The following is a 22,165-nucleotide window of genomic DNA, read 5'->3' on the forward strand; positions in this document are numbered from 1 at the left end:
ACTGCGCTGACTGGAAGAAGTCAGTGCGTTTTTTTATTAGTTTTTTTGGGATTTTACTAGCCTATTTAGAAGCTTTTTGATACAATAATTCAAATAAAGGAGGAGACACTATGGATTTAGATATTATTCGGCAAGAAATTGATCAAATCGACGACCAAATCGTTAAGCTCCTAGAAGAACGGATGTACTTAGTTGAAGGGGTTGTCGCTTATAAGAAAGCATCTGGTAAGCCAATCTTAGATACCAAGCGAGAAGAAATCATTTTTGAAAAAGTCAGAAATCGAGTAGAAGATAAGCGCTATCAGGAGACCATTGTTGCGACTTTTTCAGACATTCTCAAACATTCGCGTGATTATCAGGATCAAAACATCAAATGAAAAAAGAACAATTTTATCCGCTAGGAATTTTTCTGGCTGCAATGGTGGGAGGCCTTGTCCGCTATCTCATTTCCACTTGGTTACCAGCCAGTCCAGACTTTCCTTGGGGTACCCTCCTTGTCAACTATCTGGGCATTTTCTGCTTGGTCTATCTGGTGAGAGGCTATCTGGTCTATAAGGAAACTAGTAAAGGCTTGGTTTTGGCGCTGGGGACAGGTTTTTGCGGAGGTTTAACAACCTTTTCTAGCCTAATGCTTGATGCAGTGAAACTTCTTGATACCGGGCGTTATCTTAGTTTAGGCATCTACTTACTTTTGAGCATTGGTGGAGGTCTACTTTTGGCTTATGTTCTAGGGAGGAAGAAATGGTAATCGTTTATCTTGCAATCGCCTGCGGGTTCGGAGCCCTGGTACGTTATTTCTTTTCACGCTATAATCAAGCTTCTAAATTGCCCCTAGGAACTCTCATAGCCAATCTTCTAGGTTGTTTTTTGATTGGCTTGCTCTACAATCATGTGGAGTCTAAGGAAGTCTATGCTATCCTAGCGACAGGTTTTTGTGGAGGTTTGACGACCTTTTCAACCTTGAATGACGAGCTGCAAAGACTATTAAGTGACAAGAAGGTATTTTATAGCTATTTAGTCATAACTTACATAGGCGGTTTTCTAGCGATTTTTTTAGGAATTCTGCTATAAATTTCTTTACTTTTAGGTGGAAATTTGGTAAACTGTATCTTGTGTGTAATGGACGCACAAAAATACAGTTTATCCGCTGAGGAAGGTTCCTCAAGATTGACAAAGATAGGAGAATAAAATGAATCCATTAATCCAAAGCTTGACTGAAGGTCAACTTCGTACAGATATCCCATCATTCCGTCCTGGTGACACTGTTCGTGTACACGCGAAAGTTGTCGAAGGGAACCGTGAACGTATCCAGATTTTTGAAGGTGTTGTTATCGCACGTAAAGGTGCTGGTATCTCAGAAAACTACACAGTTCGTAAAATCTCTAACGGTGTAGGTGTTGAGCGTATCTTCCCAATCCACACTCCACGTGTTGAAAAGATCGAAGTTGTTCGCTACGGTAAAGTACGTCGTGCGAAATTGTACTACTTGCGTGCACTTCAAGGTAAGGCAGCTCGTATCAAAGAAATCCGTCGTTAATTCGACTAAAAAACTCTGCTCACCCAGCAGGGTTTTTCTCTAGCTCCCTTAGTTCAATGGATATAACAACTCCCTCCTAAGGAGTAGTTGCAGGTTCGATTCCTGCAGGGGGCATTTTTAGTAATGTAAAGAAAGACAAAGAAAATTCAAAATGTTTGTTTATAGGCAATCATCACAAGTTTGTTTTTTAAAATAACTTAATATTTTTGGAATTTTTGACCAAAGTGTGACCAAAAGTCAATGAATATAGAATAAAGTAGATCAGGAAACTGATCTATTTATTTTGTAATTATTAATGAACAGTATTTTTTAAGTTTATAATATTCAGTTTAAGTTAAATAGTTGTAATTATAGTATATAAGTTTTTCTTTGTTAATGTTATAATATAAAGTATATAGAGCTATTTTTCGAGGTGCGGATTTGGCAAATAATAGAAAAATTGAGACATTAGGTGTTTCACATCTGTCGACATTTATAGATAAGCATGAGTTACTTCAATCTTATTTTGATAGAAATGATAAAACTCCAGTGTGGGATGGAGAAATTCATGTTCTTAAATCACCGAGTGAGAAGAAAGACGAAATATTAGGTAAAGTACCTGTTCAGATTAAAACCACTAGACAGAAAAAAGATGTGTTAAAATCCTTCTCATTAGATACTAGAGATTTAGAACTATATAAATCAAATGGTGGAGTAGTTTTATTTGTAGTTTGGTTGAATGAGGATAATGGTTTAAGAGATATTTACTATAAGTCATTACCTCCTCTTTCTATAAAGAATTTGCTCAGAAAGAGTAAACTAAAAAATAAATCTACAAATAAGAAGAAACTTTCCATAGAGATTTTTAAACTGGATGATAAAAAAATTTATCCAATGTTAGTGGATTTCATAAACAATAGTCAGAAGCAGTATAGTTTCATAAATGCCGAAGGTATTTCAGTTGAGGACATTTCTGATGATAAAACTCTAAAGTTCTACTTCTATGGTCAGGAAAAAGAAGAAATTTTTAACTATCAGGAAGAACATGATCTCTTTATTTATTATTTAGATCCTATAACTGGCATAGAAATACCTCTTGAAAACACAATTAAGATTGTAGAAACTGAAGAAGAAACGGATTTAATTATAAAAATAGGCGATCATGTTTTTCAAGACGTAAAAAGACATCGTTTTCCTGATGGGAATGTACAGCTTCATTTTGGTGAAAGCTTTACAATGTCTTTTGATATAAAGAAGAAACAATTCAAATTTAACTATACTAGGCCGGATTTGCTGTCAAAAGCTATAAAGTGTACTCAGGTATTTCAAGAGCTAGGAAAAATCGGATATTTTACCCTTAATGGTAATAAAATAGAGTTAGATGAACGGTCAATAAAGGATATTTCTTCATTTGATTTAGAGGCTGATATAAAGGGATTGTTAAAAATTTCTAACTTTATGAAAAAAATGGGTATACAAAAAGATGTTGATTTATCTTGCTTTGATAAACAATCTCAAAGAAATCTAAATATTCTTTATTCAGGTCTTGTCTTAAAAAAGAAAGTTGCTTTAAATTATAATGAATCGAAATTACTTCACCTAAATATTGCTAACATCCACATTATAACTTTATATAGTTTTTTGTCAGATAAAAATGGAACTATGATAGACATTTTTACTGAAACTCCTTGGTGCCGGGAAGGAGAAACTGAAGATGAAGATTATTTAGACATTTCAATTTTTGAAGTATTTGAACCAAACGATTGGCTAAAAATTGATAATTGTAAAATTGATTCAGTTATTGCCTCATATCAAAGATTGGTAGATAATAAGCTGAAATATGAAGGCGCTGACCATACTATTTTAAAAATAGTTATCGCTGCAGACATGGCAGAAGATATGACTAAAAGAGAGTTGTTACTTAATTGGGCTCAATGTCTTTCTAATTGGAACTTAAAATACTCCCAAAATAGTGAGATGGCTATAATAAATGACCTTCAAATAAAATCTAGAGTTCGTAAATTAAACAGCAAAGAAATGGAGATTCTGAGCAATATTTTAGTAAATAGTAATGATAACTATGAACTTTGTTTCGGTTCATCAGTGTTATTAAAATCGAAACCGCAAGCTGATTTGTTTTGGAATAAACTGGATAATGAGACAAAAGAAAGATATAAAGACTTTCCTATTTATACTTTGTATATGAAATTATCGTAAAAATTAAAAGAGATTGTAAGAAAATAACATATGGAAATAAAGAAAGTAATGTATTACAATACAGTGCCACAATTAAGGAAGCAATACCTATTTTTGTACTTTCAAGATTTAAGTAACTGTACAACTGCAATTCAATTTATTAATTTACTCTCATTGTGATATATTCATATAAAACCCGCTCTGCTGAGCGGGTTTTATCTATTCTTGCATTTTTACAATACCCATGTACGGATGGCATGGGCAACGCCAGATTCATTATTTGTTTTAGTGATGTATTTGGCGATTTTTTTGAGTTCTGGATTTCCATTTTCCATGACAACGGGATTTCCAACGACTTCGAGCATGGCGCGGTCATTTTCTTCGTCACCGATCGCCATGGTTTCATCTTTGGTCAATCCTAGTTTTTCAGCTAGATGGGTAATAGCTGAACCCTTGTCTACATTCTTTTTAAGGAGTTCAAGGTAGAAAGGAGCAGATTTGTTGATAGAGTAGCGTTCGTAAAATTCTGCTGGGATTTTTTCAATCGCAGCATCGAGAATCTCTGGTTCATCGATAAACATACACTTGACGATTTCCTTGTCAGCCATTTCTCCAGGTGTGCGGTAGAAGATGGGCATGCTGACGAGGGTTGATTCGTGCACTGTGTATTTTCCGATATTGCGATTGGCAGTATAGATACCGTCCTTGGTAATAGCGTGCATGTGGACACCGAGTTTGCGACTGAGAAATTCCATATCGAGATAGTCCTCATAGGCTAAAGATTCGCTGATAATCTCATGGCCAGTAGCAGTTTCTTGGACAAGGGCACCGTTGAAGGTTACAACATAGTCACCCTCGTCTCTCAACTGCAAGTCGTCCAGAAGTTTAGCAACACCTGCGATAGGGCGGCCAGTTGCAATCACGACTTTGACGCCAGCTTGTTTGGCATCTTGGATGGCAGAAAAAACTTCAGGAGTGATTTCCTTTTTACTGTTAACCAGGGTACCATCGATATCGACAGCGATTAGTTTAATACTCATAAATTTCCTCTTCTAGTTTTTATTTGGGGTAAAATGATCGTTCTCAATCAAGTGTAAAAATTGCTGGGTGATACTTGCGAAGATGCTATTTTGGTCCAACATTTCTTTCGGGAAATAGAAGCGATTGTCTCCATGGCGGCTGCCAGCAAGGGATTGGACGATAGGAGACAGGCTAGAGAGTTCTGCCAGTTCTCCATTTTTTTGTAAAATTTCAATCTGAGTCCGTGGATTTTCAGATTCGGGGCGATAGATATCATAAGGAAGGTCAAAGTTCTTATGAATGGCAGTGTAGTAGTCTGGATCAAAACCGATTTCTTCAACCAGTTGTCTCATGGTTGCGAGTTGGTCTTGGTCTTTTTCTGAAAAAGTAATGGATTTAAAGACCTTGCGGTTGACAAAACGTTGCGACAAGTCGGCTAGTATCTTGTCAGGACTGGTCATCCAGAGCTGGAAGTAGGTATTCATCACGCCATCATCCAGAGCTAGATAGTCAGACAAGGTCACATTTTTTTCAAAGAAAGGAAGGAGATGTGGAGAAGTTCGTGCAAAGAAGTCCTTGTCTTCAGGATAGAGTTCCTTGGCGCGTTTGAGGAGATTTTGTAGGAGAACTTCCATGGCCCGTGTTGCTGGGTGGAAATAAACCTGCATATACATCTGGTAACGACTGAGGACATAGTCTTCGATGGCATGCATGCCATTGCGCTGAAAGGCGATGCCATTTTCGACTGGGCGAATGACCCGTAGGATGCGAGTCAGGTCAAATTCTCCATAGGAAGCTCCTGTAAAATAGGAGTCGCGCAAGAGATAGTCCATACGGTCCGCATCAATCTGACTGGAAATGAGCTGTACGACCTGTTTGTTAGGGTAGGTATGGTCGATGACACTAGCCACTTTTTCAGGAAAGTCTGGCGCTACTTGTAGCAGGACTTGGTGAATCTCTGTCTCAGGACTTTGGATAATTTCCTGAGTGATGGCTTCGTGGTCTGTATCAAAGAGATGTTCAAAAGTATGCGAGTAGGCACCATGCCCAAGGTCGTGTAGGAGAGCAGCGGTCATGGTCAAGAGAGACTCAGCAGGATCCCATTCTTCAGGATATTTTTCTTCAAAAATCTCTGTGATACGGCGAGCAATCTCATAGACCCCCAAACAGTGGGAAAAGCGACTGTGCTCGCCACCATGGAAGGTATAGCTGGAAGTCCCTAGTTGTTTGATACGGCGCAGACGTTGAAATTCTTTTGTATTGATCAAGTCGTAGATGACTTGATTATTGACATGGATGTAGTTGTGAACTGGATCACGGAATACTTTTTCGTTCATATGACCATTATAGCAAAATCCTGCTCTTTTTGGTAAAATAGTAGGACAAGAGACAAGAAAGAGGACATGATGTGAAGATTCGAATGCGAAATAGGATTCAGTTTGATGAACAGTTGGAAGTCATAGACCAACTCTATGACGTGGAAGTGCGTGAAAAGGGAGATTATAGCTATCTGCTTTTCTACAATGAGGAAAAGGAAAAAGTGGTTATTAAATTTCATGGTGAAGAACTAGTGATGACCCGTTTCTCGAGTCCCAAAACCATCATGCGTTTTCTAAAGTCTAGTGATAGTTTGGCCTATATTCCTACACCAATGGGGATGCAGGAGTTTATCATTCAAACGAGTCACTACAAACTGGATGGGCAAAAGATCGAGCTCGCCTATCAACTGCAAAACCAAGAGGGACAACCCTTTGCCAGCTATCAATTAGAAATTACTTGGGGATAAGAAAAAGGTTGGCGAATGCCAACCTTATTTGATATAGAGTTCTTGATTTTTTAGAACAATTTCACGAACACTTGCGAATTTCTTGAGTTTTTTAAGTTCTTCAGGATGGGTTACGAGAGTGATAACATAGCCCTCTTTGCCCATGCGACCTGTACGTCCTGCCCGGTGAGTGTAGGTTTCCATGTCTCTAGGAATATCAAAGTTTACGACACATTCTAGGCTATCGATATCAATTCCACGCGCTAAGAGGTCAGTTGCAAGGAGCAGGGTTAGCTGCTTGTCTTTAAACTTTTCTAAGATGACTTTTCGAAATTTCACATTGACATCGCTAGCGAGGGAAACAGCCAAGACATCGCGATACTGTAGTTTTTCCTCCGCACTTCCAAGATCTGATAGGCTATTAAAGAAAACTAGTCCGCGGAAATCCTCTACATGAGCCAATTTTCGTAGCATATCCACTCGGTGACGTTGGTCTACCTGCATATAGAAATGTTGGATGTTGTCCAGTTTTTGATCAGAGAGATCAATAGTGCGCGTGTTTGCCGCAATCTTTTCTTGGTCAAACTTGGTCGTCGCACTCATGTAGATGAGTTGGTGGTCACGAGGTGCGTAGTGAGTGATTTTCTCGACAAAGTGAATCTGAGAATCATCGAGCAATTGGTCAAATTCATCCAGGATGATGGTTTCCACATTCATCATCTTGATTTTTTTCAATTTAATCAACTCAAAGATACGGCCAGGTGTTCCAATCAGAATTTCTGGTCCTTTTTTAAGACGTTCAATCTGACGTTTCTGACTTGAACCTGATAAGAAGAGCTGAGCTGTTAAACCAATAGCTTCAGCCCATGTTTTACATACGTCAAAAATCTGTCCAGCTAGTTCTGTATTTGGTGCTAGAATCAAGAGTTGCTGGGCTTTTTTCTTTTGTAGTCTGAGAAGACTTGGCAGGAGGTAAGCGAGGGTCTTACCAGTTCCTGTTGGGCTTACTCCCAGTAGGTTTTCTCCAGCGAGGATGGGTTCAAATAGTTGAGTTTGAATGGGGGTAAATTCTTGGAAACCGAGTTGGTCGCTCAGTTCTTGCCATTCAGTGGGTAGTTTGGTTTTCATTTTTCTGCCTCAAATCTAATGCCAGCAGTCTGGCGCATGGTATAGAGTAGCTCATGAATAGAACTTGCATCATCCAGCCAAGTCTGGTAAAGTTTTTGGTCTGGCTGCTGGATCATGTGTGCAAATGCAGCAACTTCCTCAGTCATCGTATGAGGAGCCTGTTGGATAGGGAGTTGAACTTGATTTCCTTGGTGGTTAGTAAAAATAGCTGAGCGGATATGCTCAATCGTGTTGAGGGTCAAGGTTCCATCTGCTGTGTAAATCTCACAAGGAAGATTGGAAGTGATGTTTTTCCCAGCCTTGATATGAACTTGAAAGTTAGGGTAGAAGAGGATACCGTCTCCATTTAGGTCAATGCTATTGTCAAGCTGTTGAGCTTGATAAGTCGCGTCTTGAGCCTTTCCAAAGAGGCGGATAGCAGCATAGAGAGGATAAATCCCCAAATCCATAAGTGCTCCACCAGCAAAACGATCTGAAAAGACATTTGGCGTCTGTCCAGCCAATAAGTCAGGCATCTTGGAAGAATACTTGGCATAGTTGAAATCAGCTCCCAATACTTGCTTGTCTGCTAAAAAGTTTTTGATAGTAGTAAAAGCTTCCTCGTGGTAATTACGAGCAGCTTCAAAGATAAAACAGTGATTTTTCTCAGCTGTTTGCCTTAAATCTAGCCATTCTTGTGGCTGAGTGACAGCTGGCTTTTCAAGAATGACGTGCTTACCAGCAGACAAGGCAGCCTTGGCTTGAACAAAATGCAAGGAGTTTGGACTAGCAATATAGACTACATCAAAGGAAGACTTAAAGAAGTCTTCTAATTGATCAAAGAGTTGGACATTTTGATAGCAGGAAGCAAAGGTTGCGGCAGTTTCTCGTTTTCTAGAATAGACTGCGACCAGCTGGTATTCTCCACTAGCATGGGCTGCTTCTATGAAATGATGGCTGATAGCGCCTGTTCCGATGACACCTAATTTAAGCATAGATACTCCTTTTCCGATTTTAAATCCTTCCTTCATTATAACACAGAAAAGAAGGACTATCCAACAGATGGTAAAAATTTTCAAATGGACTACGCATTTCTTGGAGAAAGTGGTACAATATGTAGATAGGTAGATAAAATGAAAAGGGGGAGAAAATGAGATTATTACCAATAAGAAAAATATCACGTCAGTCTAAGAGGCTAGCGCTTTTTTTGACTTTTTGCGCAGGATATGTAGATGCCTATACCTTTATCGTGCGAGGAAATACCCTTGTGGCAGGACAGACTGGGAATGTGGTTTTTCTATCAGTAGGACTCATTCAACACAATGTGTCAGATGCCAGTGCTAAAGTAATGACCTTGCTAGCTTTTATGATGGGGGTCCTTTTATTAACTGTCTATAAGGAAAAATTGAGAATTGTTAAAAAGCCAATTTTGTCCGTAATTCCACTTGCAGTCCTGTCCCTAATTATTGGCTTTGTGCCGCAAACTGTAGAGAATATCTATCTCGTACCGCCATTGGCCTTCTGTATGGGACTGGTGACAACTGCTTTTGGAGAAGTATCAGGGATTGCCTATAATAATGCTTTTATGACCGGGAATATCAAACGAACCATGTTGGCTTTTGGAGATTATTTTCGGACCAAGCATACGCCTTTCCTACGAGAGGGCTTGATTTTTGTTAGCTTGCTTAGCAGTTTTGTCTTCGGAGTTGTTTTTTCAGCTTATTTGACGATTTATTATCAGGAAAAGACAATTCTAGGTGTTCCTCTTATGATGAGTATCTTTTACTTCAGTATGCTTTTTGCTTCTTGGAGAAAAAAAGGAGAGAAAAAACTTAATTTTAATTGATTTTACTTGTAAGAAAAAAGAAGATATGCTATAATTGAAGAGTTGACTATGCACAGTCCTGTGCAACCGCACGAACATCGTTTGCTCGTCGTATAACAAATTTAAACTTTGTTATACTTAGAGCTCTTCTTTTAAGTGGTTCGTCCCACGATGCTAGGCGAGTCTTCACAAAAATACGGGGAAACCCTAAAAATCATAGGAGGTGCATAATGAGCACATACGCAATTATCAAAACTGGCGGAAAACAAGTTAAAGTTGAAGTTGGTCAAGCAATCTACGTTGAAAAATTGAACGTTGAAGCTGGTCAAGAAGTTACTTTTAACGAAGTTGTTCTTGTTGGTGGTGAAAACACTGTTGTCGGAACTCCACTTGTTGCCGGAGCTACTGTAGTTGGAACTGTTGAAAAACAAGGAAAACAAAAGAAAGTTGTTACTTACAAGTACAAACCTAAAAAAGGTAGCCACCGTAAACAAGGTCACCGTCAACCATATACAAAAGTTGTCATCAACGCGATCAACGCTTAATTTTAAGGAGAACACATGATACAAGCAGTCTTTGAGAGAGCCGAAGATGGCGAGCTGAGGAGTGCGGAAATTACTGGACACGCCGAAAGTGGCGAATACGGCTTAGATGTCGTGTGTGCATCGGTTTCTACGCTTGCCATTAACTTTATCAATTCCATTGAGAAATTTGCAGGCTATGAACCAATCTTAGAATTAAACGAAGATGAAGGTGGCTATCTAAAGGTTGATATACCAGCGGATCTTCCTTCACACCAGAGAGAAATGACCCAGTTATTCTTTGAATCATTTTTCTTAGGTATGGCAAACTTATCGGAGAACTCTTCTGAGTTCGTCCAAACCAGAGTTATCACAGAAAACTAACACGGAGGAAAACATTATGTTAAAAATGACTCTTAACAACTTGCAACTTTTCGCCCACAAAAAAGGTGGAGGTTCTACATCAAATGGACGTGATTCACAAGCGAAACGTCTTGGAGCTAAAGCAGCTGACGGACAAACTGTAACAGGTGGATCAATCCTTTACCGTCAACGTGGTACACACATCTACCCAGGTGTAAACGTTGGACGTGGTGGAGACGATACTTTGTTCGCTAAAGTTGAAGGCGTAGTACGCTTTGAACGTAAAGGACGCGATAAAAAACAAGTTTCTGTTTACCCAATCGCTAAATAAAAAGGTTCAGTGAACCTTTTTATCCCGAGCCTTAAAATGAAAAGGTGAGGAAGCTAGAAGTAGCATAAAATAAGGCTTTCCGAGTTTTCGGAGAGCCTATTTTTTTGTTTTGATACCCATTTTGAATTTAATAGAGAATAGTTAGATTTAAACTTGCGATGGACACTTTTTTCTTTTTTGGAAAAATTCTGAAATATGGTATAATGAACAGATAGAGATGTTGGGGGTAAAAGATGAACATTCAACAATTACGCTATGTTGTTGCCATTGCCAATAGTGGTACTTTCCGTGAAGCTGCTGAAAAGATGTATGTTAGTCAGCCAAGTCTGTCTATTTCTGTGCGCGATTTGGAAAAAGAGCTTGGGTTTAAGATTTTCCGTCGAACTAGTTCGGGAACGTTTTTGACCCGTCGTGGTATGGAATTTTATGAGAAAGCGCAAGAATTGGTCAAAGGCTTCGATGTTTTTCAAAATCAGTATGCCAATCCTGAGGAAGAAAAGGATGAATTTTCCATTGCCAGTCAGCACTATGACTTCTTGCCACCAACGATTACGGCCTTTTCAGAGCGTTATCCTGATTATAAGAACTTTCGTATTTTTGAGTCTACTACAGTTCAAATTTTAGACGAAGTAGCCCAAGGACATAGTGAGATTGGGATTATCTACCTCAACAATCAAAATAAAAAGGGCATCATGCAACGGGTTGAAAAGCTTGGTTTAGAAGTTATTGAACTAATTCCTTTCCAGACTCACATTTATCTTCGTGAAGGGCATCCTTTAGCACAGAAAGAGGAATTGGTCATGGAGGATTTAGCGGATTTACCAACAGTTCGTTTTACTCAGGAAAAGGATGAGTATCTATACTATTCAGAGAACTTTGTCGACACCAGCGCGAGCTCCCAGATGTTCAATGTGACGGACCGTGCTACTTTGAATGGTATTTTGGAGCGGACGGATGCTTACGCGACTGGATCTGGATTTTTAGATAGTGACAGTGTTAATGGAATCACAGTCATTCGTCTCAAGGATAATCTATATAACCGCATGGTCTACGTCAAACGGGAGGAAGTGGAGCTTAGCCAAGCTGGGACTCTCTTCGTAGAAGTCATGCAAGAATATTTTGATCAAAAGAGGAAATCATGAAAAAAAGAGGAATAGTAGCAGTCATTGTACTGCTTTTGATTGGACTGGATCAGTGGGTTAAAGCCTATGTTGTCCAGCAGATTCCACTGGGTGAAGTGCGTTCGTGGATCCCCAATCTCGTTAGCTTGACCTATCTGCAAAATCGTGGGGCAGCCTTCTCCATGCTACAAGATCAGCAGTGGTTATTTGCTGTCATTACACTGGTCGTCATGGTGGGAGCCATTTGGTATCTACATAAACACATGGAGGATTCTCTCTGGATGGTTTTTGGACTGACTTTGATAATCGCGGGAGGTCTGGGCAACTTTATCGACAGAATGAGTCAAGGTTTTGTGGTGGATATGTTTCACCTAGACTTTATCAACTTTGCGATTTTCAATGTTGCTGACAGCTATTTGACAGTTGGTGTGATTATTCTATTGATTGCAATGCTTAAAGAGGAAGTAAATGGAAATAAAAATTGAAACTGGTGGGCAACGTCTAGACAAGGCTCTGTCGGACCTGACAGAATTGTCACGCAGTCTCGCGAATGAACAAATCAAGGCTGGACAAGTTTTGGTTAATGGGCAAGCTAAGAAAGCCAAATACACTGTCCAAGAGGGGGATGTCGTCACTTATCACGTGCCAGAACCAGAGGTTTTAGAATATGTGGCTGAGAATCTGCCGCTCGAGATTATCTACCAAGATGAGGATGTAGCCGTTGTTAACAAACCTCAAGGCATGGTGGTCCATCCGAGCGCCGGTCATACAAGTGGAACCTTGGTCAATGCCCTCATGTACCATATCAAGGACTTGTCGGGTATCAATGGAGTTCTTCGCCCGGGTATCGTTCACCGCATTGATAAGGACACGTCTGGTCTCCTTATGATTGCTAAGAATGACGAGGCACACTTAGCACTCGCTCAAGAACTCAAGGATAAGAAGTCTCTCCGCAAATACTGGGCGATTGTTCATGGCAATCTTCCCAATGATCGTGGTGTCATTGAAGCGCCGATTGGTCGTAGTGAAAAAGACCGTAAGAAACAGGCTGTGACTGCTAAAGGAAAGCCAGCAGTGACGCGTTTTCACGTCTTGGAACGCTTTGGAGATTATAGCTTAGTGGAGTTGCAACTGGAAACAGGGCGTACCCACCAGATTCGTGTTCATATGGCTTATATTGGCCATCCGGTCGCTGGTGATGAAGTCTATGGTCCTCGTAAGACTTTGAAAGGACATGGACAGTTTCTCCATGCCAAGACTCTAGGTTTTACCCATCCGAGAACAGGTGAAACCTTGGAATTTACAGCAGATATTCCAGAGATTTTTAAAGAAACGCTGGAAAGATTGCGTAAAATTGAGAATAGATAAAAGAGTTGAGATGCCTTGTCTCAACCTTTTTCATTTCAAGTCTTTTCTATTTTAAAGTATTCATGTTATAATGGATAAATATGAAGAATCGGAGTGAGAATATGGAGTACAAACGAATCGTCTTTAAGGTAGGGACCTCCTCCTTGACAAATGAAGACGGGAGTTTATCAAGAAGTAAAGTAAAGGCAATTACCCAACAATTAGCTATGCTGCATGAGGCTGGACATGAGTTGATGTTAGTGTCATCTGGGGCAGTAGCCGCTGGATTTGGAGCTTTGGGTTTTAAAAAACGTCCGACCAAGATTGCAGATAAACAAGCTTCGGCTGCAGTTGGTCAGGGACTTTTGTTGGAGGAATACACAACCAACCTCCTCATGCGCCAAATCGTTTCTGCACAAATTTTGCTGACCCAGGATGATTTTGTAGATAAACGTCGCTATAAGAATGCCCATCAAGCCTTGTCAGTATTGCTTCATCGTGGTGCAATTCCCATCATCAACGAGAATGACAGTGTCGTCATTGATGAACTCAAGGTTGGGGATAATGACACTCTGAGTGCCCAGGTAGCAGCTATGGTTCAAGCGGATCTTTTGGTTCTCTTGACTGATGTGGACGGCCTCTATACTGGCAATCCCAACTCAGATCCAACAGCTAAACGCTTGGACAAAATTGAGACTATCAATCGTGAGATTATTGATATGGCTGGTGGAGCAGGTTCGTCAAACGGTACTGGGGGTATGCTGACCAAAATCAAGGCTGCTACGATTGCTACGGAGTCAGGTGTGCCAGTCTATATTTGCACCTCCTTGAAATCAGATGCCTTGATCGAGGCAGCGGAGGAGACTAGGGATGGTTCCTTCTTTGTTGCGCAAGAGAAGGGACTTCGTACCCAGAAACAATGGCTGGCCTTCTATGCTCAAAGTCAGGGAACGATTTGGGTAGATGGTGGAGCTGCAGAGGCACTTTCAAAAAACGGGAAAAGTCTCCTTTTATCGGGTGTTGTAGAAGTGGAAGGAAACTTCTCTTACCACGATATTGTCACAGTAGCAGATAAAGAAACGGGTCAATCTCTTGGAAAGGGACGTGTCCAATTTGGCGTCTCAGCTCTAGAAGATATGCTCCGTTCTCAAAAAGCTAAGGGAGTCTTGATTCACCGTGATGACTGGATTTCCATCACTCCTGAAATCCAGCTGCTCTTTACAGAATTTTAGAGGTGAACGATGGTAAGTACACAAGAACAATTTGAACAGGTACAGGCTGTTAAGAAATCAATCAATACTGCCAGCGAAGCAGTGAAAAACCAAGCCTTGCTAGCTATGGCTGATCATTTATTGGCAGCTACTGAGGAGATTTTAGCGGCCAATGCCCTCGATATGGCAGCGGCCAAGGGAAAAATCTCAGATGTTATGCTAGACCGTCTTTATTTGGATGCGGGACGTATAGAAGCGATGGCAAATGGGATTCGTGAAGTGGTTGCTTTACCAGATCCTATTGGTGAAGTCCTAGAAACAAGTCAGCTTGAAAATGGCTTGGTTATTACTAAGAAGCGTGTGGCTATGGGGGTCATCGGTATTATCTATGAAAGTCGTCCAAATGTGACGTCTGACGCGGCTGCTTTGGCACTCAAGAGTGGGAATGCGGTTGTTCTTCGTAGTGGTAAGGACGCCTACCAAACTGCTCATGCTATTGTCACAGCCTTGAAGAAGGGCTTGGAGACGACTACCATACATCCAGAGGTGATTCAACTAGTGGAAGATACCAGCCGTGAAAGTAGCTATGCTATGATGAAGGCCAAGGGCTATCTAGACCTTCTCATCCCTCGTGGAGGAGCTGGCTTGATCAATGCCGTGGTTGAAAATGCTATCGTACCTGTTATCGAGACAGGAACTGGGATTGTCCATGTCTATGTGGATAAGGAAGCCGATGAAGGCAAGGCTCTATCGATCATCAACAATGCTAAAACCAGTCGTCCTTCTGTTTGTAATGCCATGGAGGTTCTCCTCGTTCATGAAGACAAGGCAGCAAGCTTCCTTCCTCGCTTGGAACAAGTGCTGGTTGCAGATCGAAAAGAAGCTGGACTGGAACCAATTCAATTCCGTCTGGATAGCAAATCAAGTCAGTTTGTTTCAGGTCGAGCAGCCGAGGCCCAAGACTTTGATACCGAGTTTTTAGACTATGTCCTAGCGGTTAAGGTTGTGAGTAGTTTAGAAGAAGCGGTTGCGCATATTGAAGCTCACAGTACCCATCATTCGGATGCGATTGTGACGGAAAATGCTGAAGCTGCAGCTTACTTTACAGATCAAGTGGACTCTGCCGCGGTTTATGTCAATGCCTCGACTCGTTTCACTGACGGTGGGCAATTTGGTCTTGGATGTGAGATGGGGATTTCTACTCAGAAACTGCATGCGCGTGGGCCTATGGGCTTGAAAGAGTTGACCAGCTACAAGTATGTGGTTACTGGTGACGGACAGATAAGGGAGTAAGAGATGAAGATTGGATTTGTCGGTTTGGGAAATATGGGTTCTAGCTTGGCCAAGGCTGTTTTGCAGGCCAAGACGGGAGCTCAGATTCTCCTTGCCAACCGTAGTCAAGCAAAAGTAGATGCTTTCATCGCCAACTTCGGCGGTCAGGCTTCCAGCAATGACGAAATCTTCGCAGAAGCAGATGTGATTTTTCTAGGAGTAAAGCCTGCTCAGTTTTCTGAACTGCTTGCTCAATACCAGACCATCCTTGAAAAAAGAGAGAGTCTTCTTTTGATTTCTATGGCGGCTGGATTGACTTTGGAAAAACTGGCAAGTCTTCTGCCAAGTCAACACCGGATTATTCGCATCATGCCCAATACACCAGTGGCTATCGGCCAAGGAGTGATTAGTTATGCTTTATCAGAAAACTGTCGTGCTGAGGACAGTGAACTCTTTTGTCAGCTTCTAGCCAAGGCTGGTCTCTTGGTTGAACTTGGGGATGGCTTAATTGATGCTGCGACAGGTCTTGCAGGTTGTGGACCAGCCTTTGTCTACCTTTTTATCGAAGCCTTGGCAGATGCAGGTGTTCAGACAGGATTGCCCCGAGAAATAGCTTTAAAAATGGCAGCCCAAACAGTAGTCGGCGCTGGGAAAATGGTCCTTGAAAGTCAGCAACATCCTGGAGTTTTGAAAGACCAAGTTTGTAGCCCAGGAGGTTCGACTATCGCTGGTGTAGCACGCCTGGAAGAACATGCCTTTAGAGGTACAGTCATGGACGCAGTTGGTCAAGCCTATAAACGAACACAAGAACTAGGTAAATAAGAGGTTGGACGACTCCCAGCCTCTTTTATGGTTGATTGAATGGAGAAGACACAAAAAGAATGTCACAAAAACCTATTTTTTTGATAGAATAGAAGGTAGAAAAAAAGAAATGAGTTAGACATGTCAAAAGGATTTTTAGTCTCTCTTGAGGGACCAGAGGGAGCAGGAAAGACCAGTATTTTAGAGGCTCTGCTCCCAATTTTAGAGGAAAAAGGAGTAGAGGTGCTGACGACCCGTGAACCTGGCGGAGTCTTGATTGGGGAGAAAATTCGTCAAGTGATTTTGGATCCAAGTCATACTCAGATGGATCCTAAAACAGAACTCCTTCTCTATATTGCCAGTCGTAGACAGCACTTGGTGGAAAAAGTTCTTCCAGCACTTGAAGCTGGCAAGTTGGTCATTATGGATCGTTTCATCGATAGTTCTGTTGCTTATCAGGGATTTGGCCGTGGTTTAGATATCAATGCCATTGATTGGCTCAATCACTTTGTGACAGATGGCCTTAAACCAGACTTGACACTTTATTTTGATATTGAGGTGGAAGAGGGGCTGGCTCGCATTGCTGCAAATAGTGATCGCGAGGTCAATCGTTTGGATTTAGAAGGCTTAGACTTGCACAAGAAAGTTCGTCAAGGTTATCTTTCTCTTCTGGGCAAAGAAGGAAATCGCATTGTCAAGATTGATGCGAGTCTTCCTTTGGAGCAAGTTGTGGAAACGACCAAGGCTGTCTTGTTTGACAGAATGGGCTTGGCTAAATGAAACAAGAACAACTAAAGGCCTGGCAACCAGACCAGTTTGACCGCTTTGTCCGTATTCTAGAGCAGGGCCAGCTCAATCATGCCTATCTCTTTTCGGGTTTCTTTGGAAGCTTGGAAATGGCACAGTTTTTGGCTAAGAGCCTCTTTTGTACGGATAAAGTAGGCGTTCTACCATGTGAGAAATGCCGAAACTGCAAGTTGATTGAGCAGGAAGAATTTCCCGATGTTACTTTAATCAAGCCAGTCAATCAGGTCATCAAGACAGAACGGATTCGGGAATTGGTGGGTCAGTTTTCCCAAGCAGGGATTGAAAGTCAGCAACAGGTTTTTATTATCGAGCAGGCGGAGAAAATGCATCCCAACGCAGCTAATTCTCTGCTCAAGGTCATCGAAGAACCCCAGAGTGAGGTTTACATTTTCTTCTTGACCAGCGATGAGGAAAAGATTTTACCAACTATCCGAAGTCGAACCCAAATTTTTCACTTTAAAAAGCAAGAAGAAAAGCTCATCCATCAATTAGAGCAAGCAGGTCTGGTTAAGAAAAAAGCAACTTTCTTAGCCCAGTTTTGTCAATCACGAGCTGAAGCTGAAAAGTTGGCAAATCAGGCAAGTTTTTGGACCTTGGTGGATGAGAGTGAACGCTTGCTGACCTGGTTATTAGCTAAGAAAAAAGAAAGTTATCTCCAAGTTGCTAAATTAGCCAGCTTGGCAGATGACAAGGAAAAACAAGATCAGGTCTTGCGAATCCTCGAAGTGCTCTGTGGACAGGACCTCTTGCAAGCAAGGATTCGACAGATTTTACAAGATTTGCTAGAAGCTAGAAAAATGTGGCAGGCTAATGTCAGCTTTCAAAATGCCATGGAATATCTGGTCTTGAAAGAAATATAAACTCAATGAAGTATAAAGAAAGGAAAGGGCTGGTTTATGGACAAAAAAGAATTATTTGATGCACTAGACGATTTTTCCCAACAGTTATTGGTGACCTTGGCCGATGTGGAAGCCATCAAGAAAAATCTCAAGAGCTTGGTAGAGGAAAATACAGCTCTTCGTTTGGAAAATAGTAAGTTGCGCGAACGCTTAGGCGAGGTGGAAGCAGATACTCCCGTTAAGGCCAAGCATGTTCGTGAAAGTGTGCGTCGAATCTATAAAGACGGTTTTCACGTATGTAATGATTTTTATGGACAACGCCGCGAGCAGGATGAGGAATGTATGTTCTGTGACGAGTTGTTGTACAGGGAGTAAGCATGCAGATTCAAAAAAGTTTTAAGGGGCAATCTCCCTATGGCAAGCTTTACCTAGTGGCAACGCCGATTGGCAATCTAGATGATATGACTTTTCGTGCCATTCAGACCTTGAAAGAGGTGGACTGGATTGCTGCGGAGGACACGCGCAATACGGGTCTTTTGCTCAAGCATTTTGACATTCCGACCAAACAGATCAGTTTTCATGAGCACAATGCCAAGGAAAAAATTCCTGATTTGATCGGTTTATTGAAGGCGGGGCAAAGTATTGCTCAGGTTTCTGATGCGGGTCTGCCTAGCATCTCGGACCCTGGTCACGATTTGGTCAAGGCAGCCATCGAAGAAGATATTGCTGTTGTCACAGTTCCAGGTGCCTCTGCAGGGATTTCTGCCTTGATTGCTAGCGGATTGGCGCCACAGCCACATATCTTTTACGGTTTCTTACCGAGAAAATCAGGTCAGCAAAAGCAATTTTTCGACTTGAAAAAAGATTATCCAGAAACTCAGATTTTCTATGAATCGCCCCACCGTGTAGCGGATACGTTAGAAAATATGCTAGAAGTCTACGGCGACCGCTCGGTGGTCTTGGTGAGAGAATTGACTAAAATCTATGAAGAATATCAACGAGGTACCATTTCTGAGTTATTAGAAAACATAGCTGAAACGCCACTCAAGGGTGAATGCCTTCTCATCGTTGAAGGCGTCAGTCAGGATGTGGAAGAAAAGGACGAGGAGGACTTGTTCTTAGAAATCCAAGCTCGTATCCAGCAAGGTATGAAGAAAAATCAAGCCATAAAGGAAGTTGCGAAACTCTACCAGTGGAATAAAAGCCAGCTCTATGCTGCCTACCACGACTGGGAAGAAAATTAAGAAAATGACTAAACAGGGAAGTTTGCCTTCTTCCCTTTTTTTGTTATACTAGTAAAAGAAAATTTAGAAAGATTTGTGGGTGTCAAATAGTCTAGTAGCTTGTTTTTATTTGGACTTAGTTTCCACCCAAAGAGGTATTAGTGTCGTGTCTCAATCTTATATCAATGTTATCGGAGCAGGTTTGGCAGGGTCTGAAGCTGCTTATCAAATTGCAGAACGTGGTATTCCAGTTAAACTCTATGAAATGCGTGGTGTCAAGTCAACACCCCAGCACAAAACAGACAATTTTGCAGAGTTAGTTTGTTCCAATTCCTTACGTGGGGATGCTTTGACAAATGCCGTTGGACTCCTCAAGGAAGAAATGCGTCGCTTGGGTTCTGTCATCTTGGAATCTGCTGAAGCTACACGTGTTCCTGCGGGCGGTGCCCTTGCGGTGGACCGTGACGGTTTCTCCCAAATGGTGACCGAAAAAGTAGCCAACCACCCCTTGATTGAGGTGGTTCGTGATGAAATTACAGAATTGCCGACTGATGTAATCACAGTTGTCGCTACTGGTCCTTTGACCAGCGATGCCCTAGCTGAAAAGATTCATGCCCTTAATGACGGCGATGGTTTCTATTTCTACGACGCGGCGGCGCCGATTATCGACGTTAACACAATCGATATGAGTAAGGTCTATCTCAAGTCTCGTTATGACAAGGGAGAGGCGGCCTACCTCAATGCTCCAATGACCAAGCAAGAGTTTATGGATTTCCATGAAGCCTTGGTCAATGCGGAAGAAGCACCGCTCAATTCCTTTGAAAAAGAAAAATACTTTGAAGGATGTATGCCTATCGAAGTCATGGCCAAGCGTGGCATTAAAACCATGCTTTATGGTCCGATGAAACCAGTCGGTCTGGAGTATCCAGACGACTACACAGGCCCTCGTGACGGGGAGTTCAAAACACCGTATGCAGTTGTCCAGCTTCGTCAGGATAATGCGGCTGGTAGCCTCTACAATATCGTCGGTTTCCAGACCCACCTCAAATGGGGAGAGCAAAAGCGTGTCTTCCAAATGATTCCAGGTCTTGAAAATGCTGAGTTTGTCCGTTATGGAGTCATGCACCGCAATTCTTACATGGATTCACCAAATCTCCTTGAACAGACTTACCGTTCTAAGAAACAACCAAATCTTTTCTTTGCTGGTCAGATGACGGGTGTGGAAGGCTATGTTGAGTCAGCAGCTTCAGGCTTGGTTGCAGGTATTAACGCGGCTCGACTCTTCAAGGGTGAAAGTGAAGCTATTTTCCCAGAGACAACAGCGATTGGAAGTCTGGCTCATTACATTACTCATGCAGATAGCAAGCATTTCCAACCGATGAATGTCAATTTTGGGATTATCAAGGAATTGGAAGGCGAGCGTATCCGTGATAAAAAAGCTCGTTATGAAAAAATTGCAGAGCGTGCCCTTACCGACTTAGAGGAATTTTTAACGGTCTAATTTTTTTGAAAGAATTGCTCATGGCACTATAAAAATCTTAGAAATTGTGATAAAATAGGTAGGATAAAAAAAGGAGAGTAAAAATGGCGAACCCCAAGTATAAACGTATTTTAATCAAGTTATCAGGTGAAGCCCTTGCCGGTGAACGTGGCGTAGGGATTGATATCCAAACAGTTCAAACAATCGCAAAAGAGATTCAAGAAGTTCATAGCTTAGGTATCGAAATTGCCCTTGTTATTGGTGGAGGAAATCTCTGGCGCGGAGAACCTGCTGCAGAAGCAGGAATGGACCGCGTTCAGGCCGATTACACTGGAATGCTTGGGACCGTGATGAATGCTCTTGTGATGGCAGATTCATTGCAGCAAGTTGGTGTCGATACGCGTGTACAAACAGCCATTGCGATGCAACAAGTTGCAGAACCTTACGTACGTGGACGTGCTCTTCGCCACCTTGAAAAAGGCCGTATCGTTATCTTTGGTGCTGGTATTGGTTCACCTTACTTCTCAACCGATACAACAGCTGCCCTTCGTGCAGCTGAAATCGAAGCGGATGCCATTCTGATGGCTAAAAATGGGGTAGACGGTGTTTACAATGCCGATCCTAAGAAAGACAAAACTGCCGTTAAGTTTGAAGAATTGACCCACCGTGACGTTATCAACAAAGGTCTTCGTATCATGGACTCAACAGCTTCAACCCTCTCTATGGACAACGACATTGACTTGGTTGTCTTCAACATGAACCAACCAGGCAACATCAAACGTGTCGTATTTGGTGAAAATATCGGAACAACAGTTTCAAACAATATCGAAGAAAAGGAATAAGAAAATTATGGCTAACGCAATTGTAGAAAAAGCTAAAGAGAGAATGACCCAGTCTCACCAATCACTTGCTCGTGAATTTGGTGGTATCCGTGCCGGTCGTGCCAACGCGAGCTTGCTAGACCGTATCCACGTAGAATACTACGGAGTCGAAACTCCTCTTAACCAAATCGCTTCAATTACCATTCCAGAAGCGCGTGTCTTGTTGGTAACACCATTTGACAGGTCTTCTTTGAAAGACATCGAACGTGCCTTGAACGCTTCTGACCTAGGTATCACACCAGCTAATGACGGTTCTGTAATCCGCTTGGTTATCCCTGCTCTTACAGAAGAGACTCGTCGTGACCTTGCCAAAGAAGTGAAGAAGGTTGGTGAGAATGCTAAAGTGGCTGTCCGCAATATCCGTCGTGATGCTATGGATGAAGCAAAGAAACAAGAAAAAGCAAAAGAAATCACTGAAGACGAATTGAAGACTCTTGAAAAAGATATTCAAAAAGTAACAGACGATGCTGTGAAACACATCGACGATATGACTGCCAATAAAGAAAAAGAACTCTTGGAAGTCTAAAAATAAACAGAAA

At 41.6% G+C, this 22,165-nt stretch carries 27 protein-coding genes, 1 tRNA gene, 1 pseudogene and 1 other annotated feature; of the genes and pseudogenes, 24 read left to right on the forward strand and 5 right to left on the reverse strand.

The annotated features are described in order from the left end of the window. The first annotated feature begins 110 nt into the window (after nt 1–110). The 6 genes from PG086_RS03575 to PG086_RS03600 all read left to right on the forward strand — a co-directional run bounded on the left by PG086_RS03575 (nt 111) and on the right by PG086_RS03600 (nt 3,733). Nucleotides 111–377 (forward strand): chorismate mutase, encoded by a 267-nt coding sequence (locus PG086_RS03575; protein ID WP_268713527.1) that lies wholly within the window; start codon nt 111–113, stop codon nt 375–377. Beyond that, complete coding sequence (gene crcB / locus PG086_RS03580) at nt 374–748, forward strand: fluoride efflux transporter CrcB (protein WP_270747850.1); 375 nt, start codon at nt 374–376, stop codon at nt 746–748. The genes PG086_RS03575 and crcB (PG086_RS03580) overlap by 4 nt, the downstream gene beginning before the upstream one ends. Further along, the gene (gene crcB / locus PG086_RS03585) at nt 742–1,071 is read left to right on the forward strand and encodes a fluoride efflux transporter CrcB (protein ID WP_270747851.1); all 330 of its coding nucleotides are present in this window, start codon (nt 742–744) and stop codon (nt 1,069–1,071) included. Before crcB (PG086_RS03580) ends, crcB (PG086_RS03585) begins: the two co-directional genes overlap by 7 nt. 118 nt (nt 1,072–1,189) lie before the next feature. After that, on the forward strand, nt 1,190–1,537 hold the full coding sequence (gene rplS, locus PG086_RS03590; RefSeq protein ID WP_001068669.1) for a 50S ribosomal protein L19: 348 nt from the start codon (nt 1,190–1,192) through the stop codon (nt 1,535–1,537). Between the two features lie 42 nt (nt 1,538–1,579). Beyond that, nucleotides 1,580–1,651, forward strand: a tRNA-Arg gene (locus PG086_RS03595). Nucleotides 1,652–1,957: 306 nt separating this feature from the next. Continuing rightward, on the forward strand, nt 1,958–3,733 hold the full coding sequence (locus PG086_RS03600) for a DUF4365 domain-containing protein (RefSeq protein WP_270747852.1): 1,776 nt from the start codon (nt 1,958–1,960) through the stop codon (nt 3,731–3,733). A 212-nt stretch (nt 3,734–3,945) separates the two neighbouring features. Here PG086_RS03600 and yidA read toward each other — a convergent pair whose 3' ends face one another. Continuing rightward, nucleotides 3,946–4,752, reverse strand: a complete 807-nt coding sequence (gene yidA, locus PG086_RS03605) for a sugar-phosphatase (protein WP_270747853.1) — start codon at nt 4,750–4,752, stop codon at nt 3,946–3,948. Nucleotides 4,753–4,764: 12 nt separating this feature from the next. Then, entirely contained in the window at nt 4,765–6,069 is a 1,305-nt protein-coding gene (locus PG086_RS03610; RefSeq protein ID WP_270747854.1) for an HD domain-containing protein, read from the reverse strand. A gap of 71 nt (nt 6,070–6,140) precedes the next feature. Between PG086_RS03610 and PG086_RS03615 the strand changes: the two genes are divergently transcribed. Then, nucleotides 6,141–6,518 (forward strand): DUF1934 domain-containing protein, encoded by a 378-nt coding sequence (locus tag PG086_RS03615; protein WP_268716507.1) that lies wholly within the window; start codon nt 6,141–6,143, stop codon nt 6,516–6,518. A 24-nt stretch (nt 6,519–6,542) separates the two neighbouring features. On the opposite strand, the gene PG086_RS03620 is transcribed toward PG086_RS03615, so the two are convergent. Beyond that, on the reverse strand, nt 6,543–7,625 hold the full coding sequence (locus tag PG086_RS03620) for a DEAD/DEAH box helicase (RefSeq protein ID WP_268716508.1): 1,083 nt from the start codon (nt 7,623–7,625) through the stop codon (nt 6,543–6,545). Further along, the gene (locus PG086_RS03625) at nt 7,622–8,599 is read right to left on the reverse strand and encodes a Gfo/Idh/MocA family protein (RefSeq protein ID WP_270747855.1); all 978 of its coding nucleotides are present in this window, start codon (nt 8,597–8,599) and stop codon (nt 7,622–7,624) included. The genes PG086_RS03620 and PG086_RS03625 overlap by 4 nt, the downstream gene beginning before the upstream one ends. 155 nt (nt 8,600–8,754) lie before the next feature. On the opposite strand from PG086_RS03625, the gene PG086_RS03630 reads away from it, so the two are divergent. The 4 genes from PG086_RS03630 (at nt 8,755) to rpmA (ending at nt 10,644) form a co-directional block, all read left to right on the forward strand. Next, a complete protein-coding gene (locus PG086_RS03630; protein WP_025172575.1) occupies nt 8,755–9,450 on the forward strand; it encodes a YoaK family protein in 696 nt (231 codons plus the stop codon). Between the two features lie 54 nt (nt 9,451–9,504). Then, nucleotides 9,505–9,625, forward strand: a sequence feature (ribosomal protein L21 leader region). Between the two features lie 34 nt (nt 9,626–9,659). Next, nucleotides 9,660–9,974, forward strand: coding sequence for a 50S ribosomal protein L21 (gene rplU / locus PG086_RS03635; RefSeq protein WP_000109137.1), 315 nt, complete (start codon nt 9,660–9,662; stop codon nt 9,972–9,974). Between the two features lie 15 nt (nt 9,975–9,989). Beyond that, the gene (locus tag PG086_RS03640) at nt 9,990–10,334 is read left to right on the forward strand and encodes a ribosomal-processing cysteine protease Prp (RefSeq protein ID WP_000613696.1); all 345 of its coding nucleotides are present in this window, start codon (nt 9,990–9,992) and stop codon (nt 10,332–10,334) included. Nucleotides 10,335–10,350: 16 nt separating this feature from the next. Continuing rightward, on the forward strand, nt 10,351–10,644 hold the full coding sequence (gene rpmA / locus PG086_RS03645; protein WP_000916509.1) for a 50S ribosomal protein L27: 294 nt from the start codon (nt 10,351–10,353) through the stop codon (nt 10,642–10,644). A 145-nt stretch (nt 10,645–10,789) separates the two neighbouring features. Here rpmA and PG086_RS03650 read toward each other — a convergent pair. Beyond that, nucleotides 10,790–10,885: pseudogene (locus tag PG086_RS03650) on the reverse strand (AraC family transcriptional regulator); the annotation flags it as partial. On the opposite strand from PG086_RS03650, the gene PG086_RS03655 reads away from it, so the two are divergent. From PG086_RS03655 to frr, 13 genes are all read left to right on the forward strand, one after another. After that, the gene (locus PG086_RS03655) at nt 10,878–11,786 is read left to right on the forward strand and encodes a LysR family transcriptional regulator (protein ID WP_084851709.1); all 909 of its coding nucleotides are present in this window, start codon (nt 10,878–10,880) and stop codon (nt 11,784–11,786) included. The pseudogene PG086_RS03650 and the gene PG086_RS03655 sit on opposite strands and share 8 nt — an antisense overlap. Further along, entirely contained in the window at nt 11,783–12,250 is a 468-nt protein-coding gene (gene lspA / locus PG086_RS03660) for a signal peptidase II (protein WP_084851711.1), read from the forward strand. The genes PG086_RS03655 and lspA overlap by 4 nt, the downstream gene beginning before the upstream one ends. After that, nucleotides 12,234–13,133 (forward strand): RluA family pseudouridine synthase, encoded by a 900-nt coding sequence (locus PG086_RS03665; RefSeq protein ID WP_268716512.1) that lies wholly within the window; start codon nt 12,234–12,236, stop codon nt 13,131–13,133. Before lspA ends, PG086_RS03665 begins: the two co-directional genes overlap by 17 nt. A 101-nt stretch (nt 13,134–13,234) precedes the next feature. Continuing rightward, complete coding sequence (proB, locus tag PG086_RS03670; protein ID WP_268716581.1) at nt 13,235–14,344, forward strand: glutamate 5-kinase; 1,110 nt, start codon at nt 13,235–13,237, stop codon at nt 14,342–14,344. A 9-nt stretch (nt 14,345–14,353) separates the two neighbouring features. Then, nucleotides 14,354–15,616 carry a glutamate-5-semialdehyde dehydrogenase gene (locus PG086_RS03675; protein ID WP_270747856.1) on the forward strand — a complete coding sequence of 421 codons (1,263 nt, stop codon included), beginning with the start codon at nt 14,354–14,356 and terminating at the stop codon, nt 15,614–15,616. Between the two features lie 3 nt (nt 15,617–15,619). Continuing rightward, on the forward strand, nt 15,620–16,417 hold the full coding sequence (gene proC, locus PG086_RS03680; protein WP_268716513.1) for a pyrroline-5-carboxylate reductase: 798 nt from the start codon (nt 15,620–15,622) through the stop codon (nt 16,415–16,417). 120 nt (nt 16,418–16,537) lie between these two features. Next, a complete protein-coding gene (tmk, locus tag PG086_RS03685) occupies nt 16,538–17,176 on the forward strand; it encodes a dTMP kinase (RefSeq protein WP_270747857.1) in 639 nt (212 codons plus the stop codon). Next, a complete protein-coding gene (locus PG086_RS03690) occupies nt 17,173–18,063 on the forward strand; it encodes a DNA polymerase III subunit delta' (protein ID WP_270747858.1) in 891 nt (296 codons plus the stop codon). The genes tmk and PG086_RS03690 overlap by 4 nt, the downstream gene beginning before the upstream one ends. A gap of 36 nt (nt 18,064–18,099) precedes the next feature. Further along, entirely contained in the window at nt 18,100–18,417 is a 318-nt protein-coding gene (gene yabA, locus PG086_RS03695; protein ID WP_000358229.1) for a DNA replication initiation control protein YabA, read from the forward strand. Between the two features lie 2 nt (nt 18,418–18,419). Beyond that, on the forward strand, nt 18,420–19,286 hold the full coding sequence (gene rsmI, locus PG086_RS03700) for a 16S rRNA (cytidine(1402)-2'-O)-methyltransferase (RefSeq protein WP_033584028.1): 867 nt from the start codon (nt 18,420–18,422) through the stop codon (nt 19,284–19,286). A 145-nt stretch (nt 19,287–19,431) separates the two neighbouring features. Beyond that, nucleotides 19,432–20,766, forward strand: coding sequence for a methylenetetrahydrofolate--tRNA-(uracil(54)-C(5))-methyltransferase (FADH(2)-oxidizing) TrmFO (trmFO, locus tag PG086_RS03705; RefSeq protein WP_000083710.1), 1,335 nt, complete (start codon nt 19,432–19,434; stop codon nt 20,764–20,766). 83 nt (nt 20,767–20,849) lie between these two features. Beyond that, complete coding sequence (gene pyrH, locus PG086_RS03710) at nt 20,850–21,587, forward strand: UMP kinase (protein ID WP_000002996.1); 738 nt, start codon at nt 20,850–20,852, stop codon at nt 21,585–21,587. A 7-nt stretch (nt 21,588–21,594) separates the two neighbouring features. Continuing rightward, nucleotides 21,595–22,152 carry a ribosome recycling factor gene (frr, locus tag PG086_RS03715; protein WP_001262238.1) on the forward strand — a complete coding sequence of 186 codons (558 nt, stop codon included), beginning with the start codon at nt 21,595–21,597 and terminating at the stop codon, nt 22,150–22,152. Nucleotides 22,153–22,165 lie beyond the last annotated feature (13 nt).

This window comes from Streptococcus halitosis, assembly GCF_027691175.1.
GTDB classification, from domain to species: Bacteria; Bacillota; Bacilli; order Lactobacillales; family Streptococcaceae; genus Streptococcus; species Streptococcus halitosis_A.

Coding starts and splice junctions, on each gene's coding strand:
- PG086_RS03575 (WP_268713527.1), top strand. CDS start 111: ATGGATTTAGATATTATTCGGCAAGAAATTGATCAAATCGACGACCAA.
- crcB (WP_270747850.1), top strand. CDS start 374: ATGAAAAAAGAACAATTTTATCCGCTAGGAATTTTTCTGGCTGCAATG.
- crcB (WP_270747851.1), top strand. CDS start 742: ATGGTAATCGTTTATCTTGCAATCGCCTGCGGGTTCGGAGCCCTGGTA.
- rplS (WP_001068669.1), top strand. CDS start 1,190: ATGAATCCATTAATCCAAAGCTTGACTGAAGGTCAACTTCGTACAGAT.
- yidA (WP_270747853.1), bottom strand. CDS start 4,752: ATGAGTATTAAACTAATCGCTGTCGATATCGATGGTACCCTGGTTAAC.
- PG086_RS03610 (WP_270747854.1), bottom strand. CDS start 6,069: ATGAACGAAAAAGTATTCCGTGATCCAGTTCACAACTACATCCATGTC.
- PG086_RS03620 (WP_268716508.1), bottom strand. CDS start 7,625: ATGAAAACCAAACTACCCACTGAATGGCAAGAACTGAGCGACCAACTC.
- PG086_RS03625 (WP_270747855.1), bottom strand. CDS start 8,599: ATGCTTAAATTAGGTGTCATCGGAACAGGCGCTATCAGCCATCATTTC.
- PG086_RS03630 (WP_025172575.1), top strand. CDS start 8,755: ATGAGATTATTACCAATAAGAAAAATATCACGTCAGTCTAAGAGGCTA.
- rplU (WP_000109137.1), top strand. CDS start 9,660: ATGAGCACATACGCAATTATCAAAACTGGCGGAAAACAAGTTAAAGTT.
- PG086_RS03640 (WP_000613696.1), top strand. CDS start 9,990: ATGATACAAGCAGTCTTTGAGAGAGCCGAAGATGGCGAGCTGAGGAGT.
- rpmA (WP_000916509.1), top strand. CDS start 10,351: ATGTTAAAAATGACTCTTAACAACTTGCAACTTTTCGCCCACAAAAAA.
- PG086_RS03655 (WP_084851709.1), top strand. CDS start 10,878: ATGAACATTCAACAATTACGCTATGTTGTTGCCATTGCCAATAGTGGT.
- lspA (WP_084851711.1), top strand. CDS start 11,783: ATGAAAAAAAGAGGAATAGTAGCAGTCATTGTACTGCTTTTGATTGGA.
- PG086_RS03665 (WP_268716512.1), top strand. CDS start 12,234: ATGGAAATAAAAATTGAAACTGGTGGGCAACGTCTAGACAAGGCTCTG.
- proB (WP_268716581.1), top strand. CDS start 13,235: ATGGAGTACAAACGAATCGTCTTTAAGGTAGGGACCTCCTCCTTGACA.
- PG086_RS03675 (WP_270747856.1), top strand. CDS start 14,354: ATGGTAAGTACACAAGAACAATTTGAACAGGTACAGGCTGTTAAGAAA.
- proC (WP_268716513.1), top strand. CDS start 15,620: ATGAAGATTGGATTTGTCGGTTTGGGAAATATGGGTTCTAGCTTGGCC.
- tmk (WP_270747857.1), top strand. CDS start 16,538: ATGTCAAAAGGATTTTTAGTCTCTCTTGAGGGACCAGAGGGAGCAGGA.
- PG086_RS03690 (WP_270747858.1), top strand. CDS start 17,173: ATGAAACAAGAACAACTAAAGGCCTGGCAACCAGACCAGTTTGACCGC.
- yabA (WP_000358229.1), top strand. CDS start 18,100: ATGGACAAAAAAGAATTATTTGATGCACTAGACGATTTTTCCCAACAG.
- rsmI (WP_033584028.1), top strand. CDS start 18,420: ATGCAGATTCAAAAAAGTTTTAAGGGGCAATCTCCCTATGGCAAGCTT.
- pyrH (WP_000002996.1), top strand. CDS start 20,850: ATGGCGAACCCCAAGTATAAACGTATTTTAATCAAGTTATCAGGTGAA.
- frr (WP_001262238.1), top strand. CDS start 21,595: ATGGCTAACGCAATTGTAGAAAAAGCTAAAGAGAGAATGACCCAGTCT.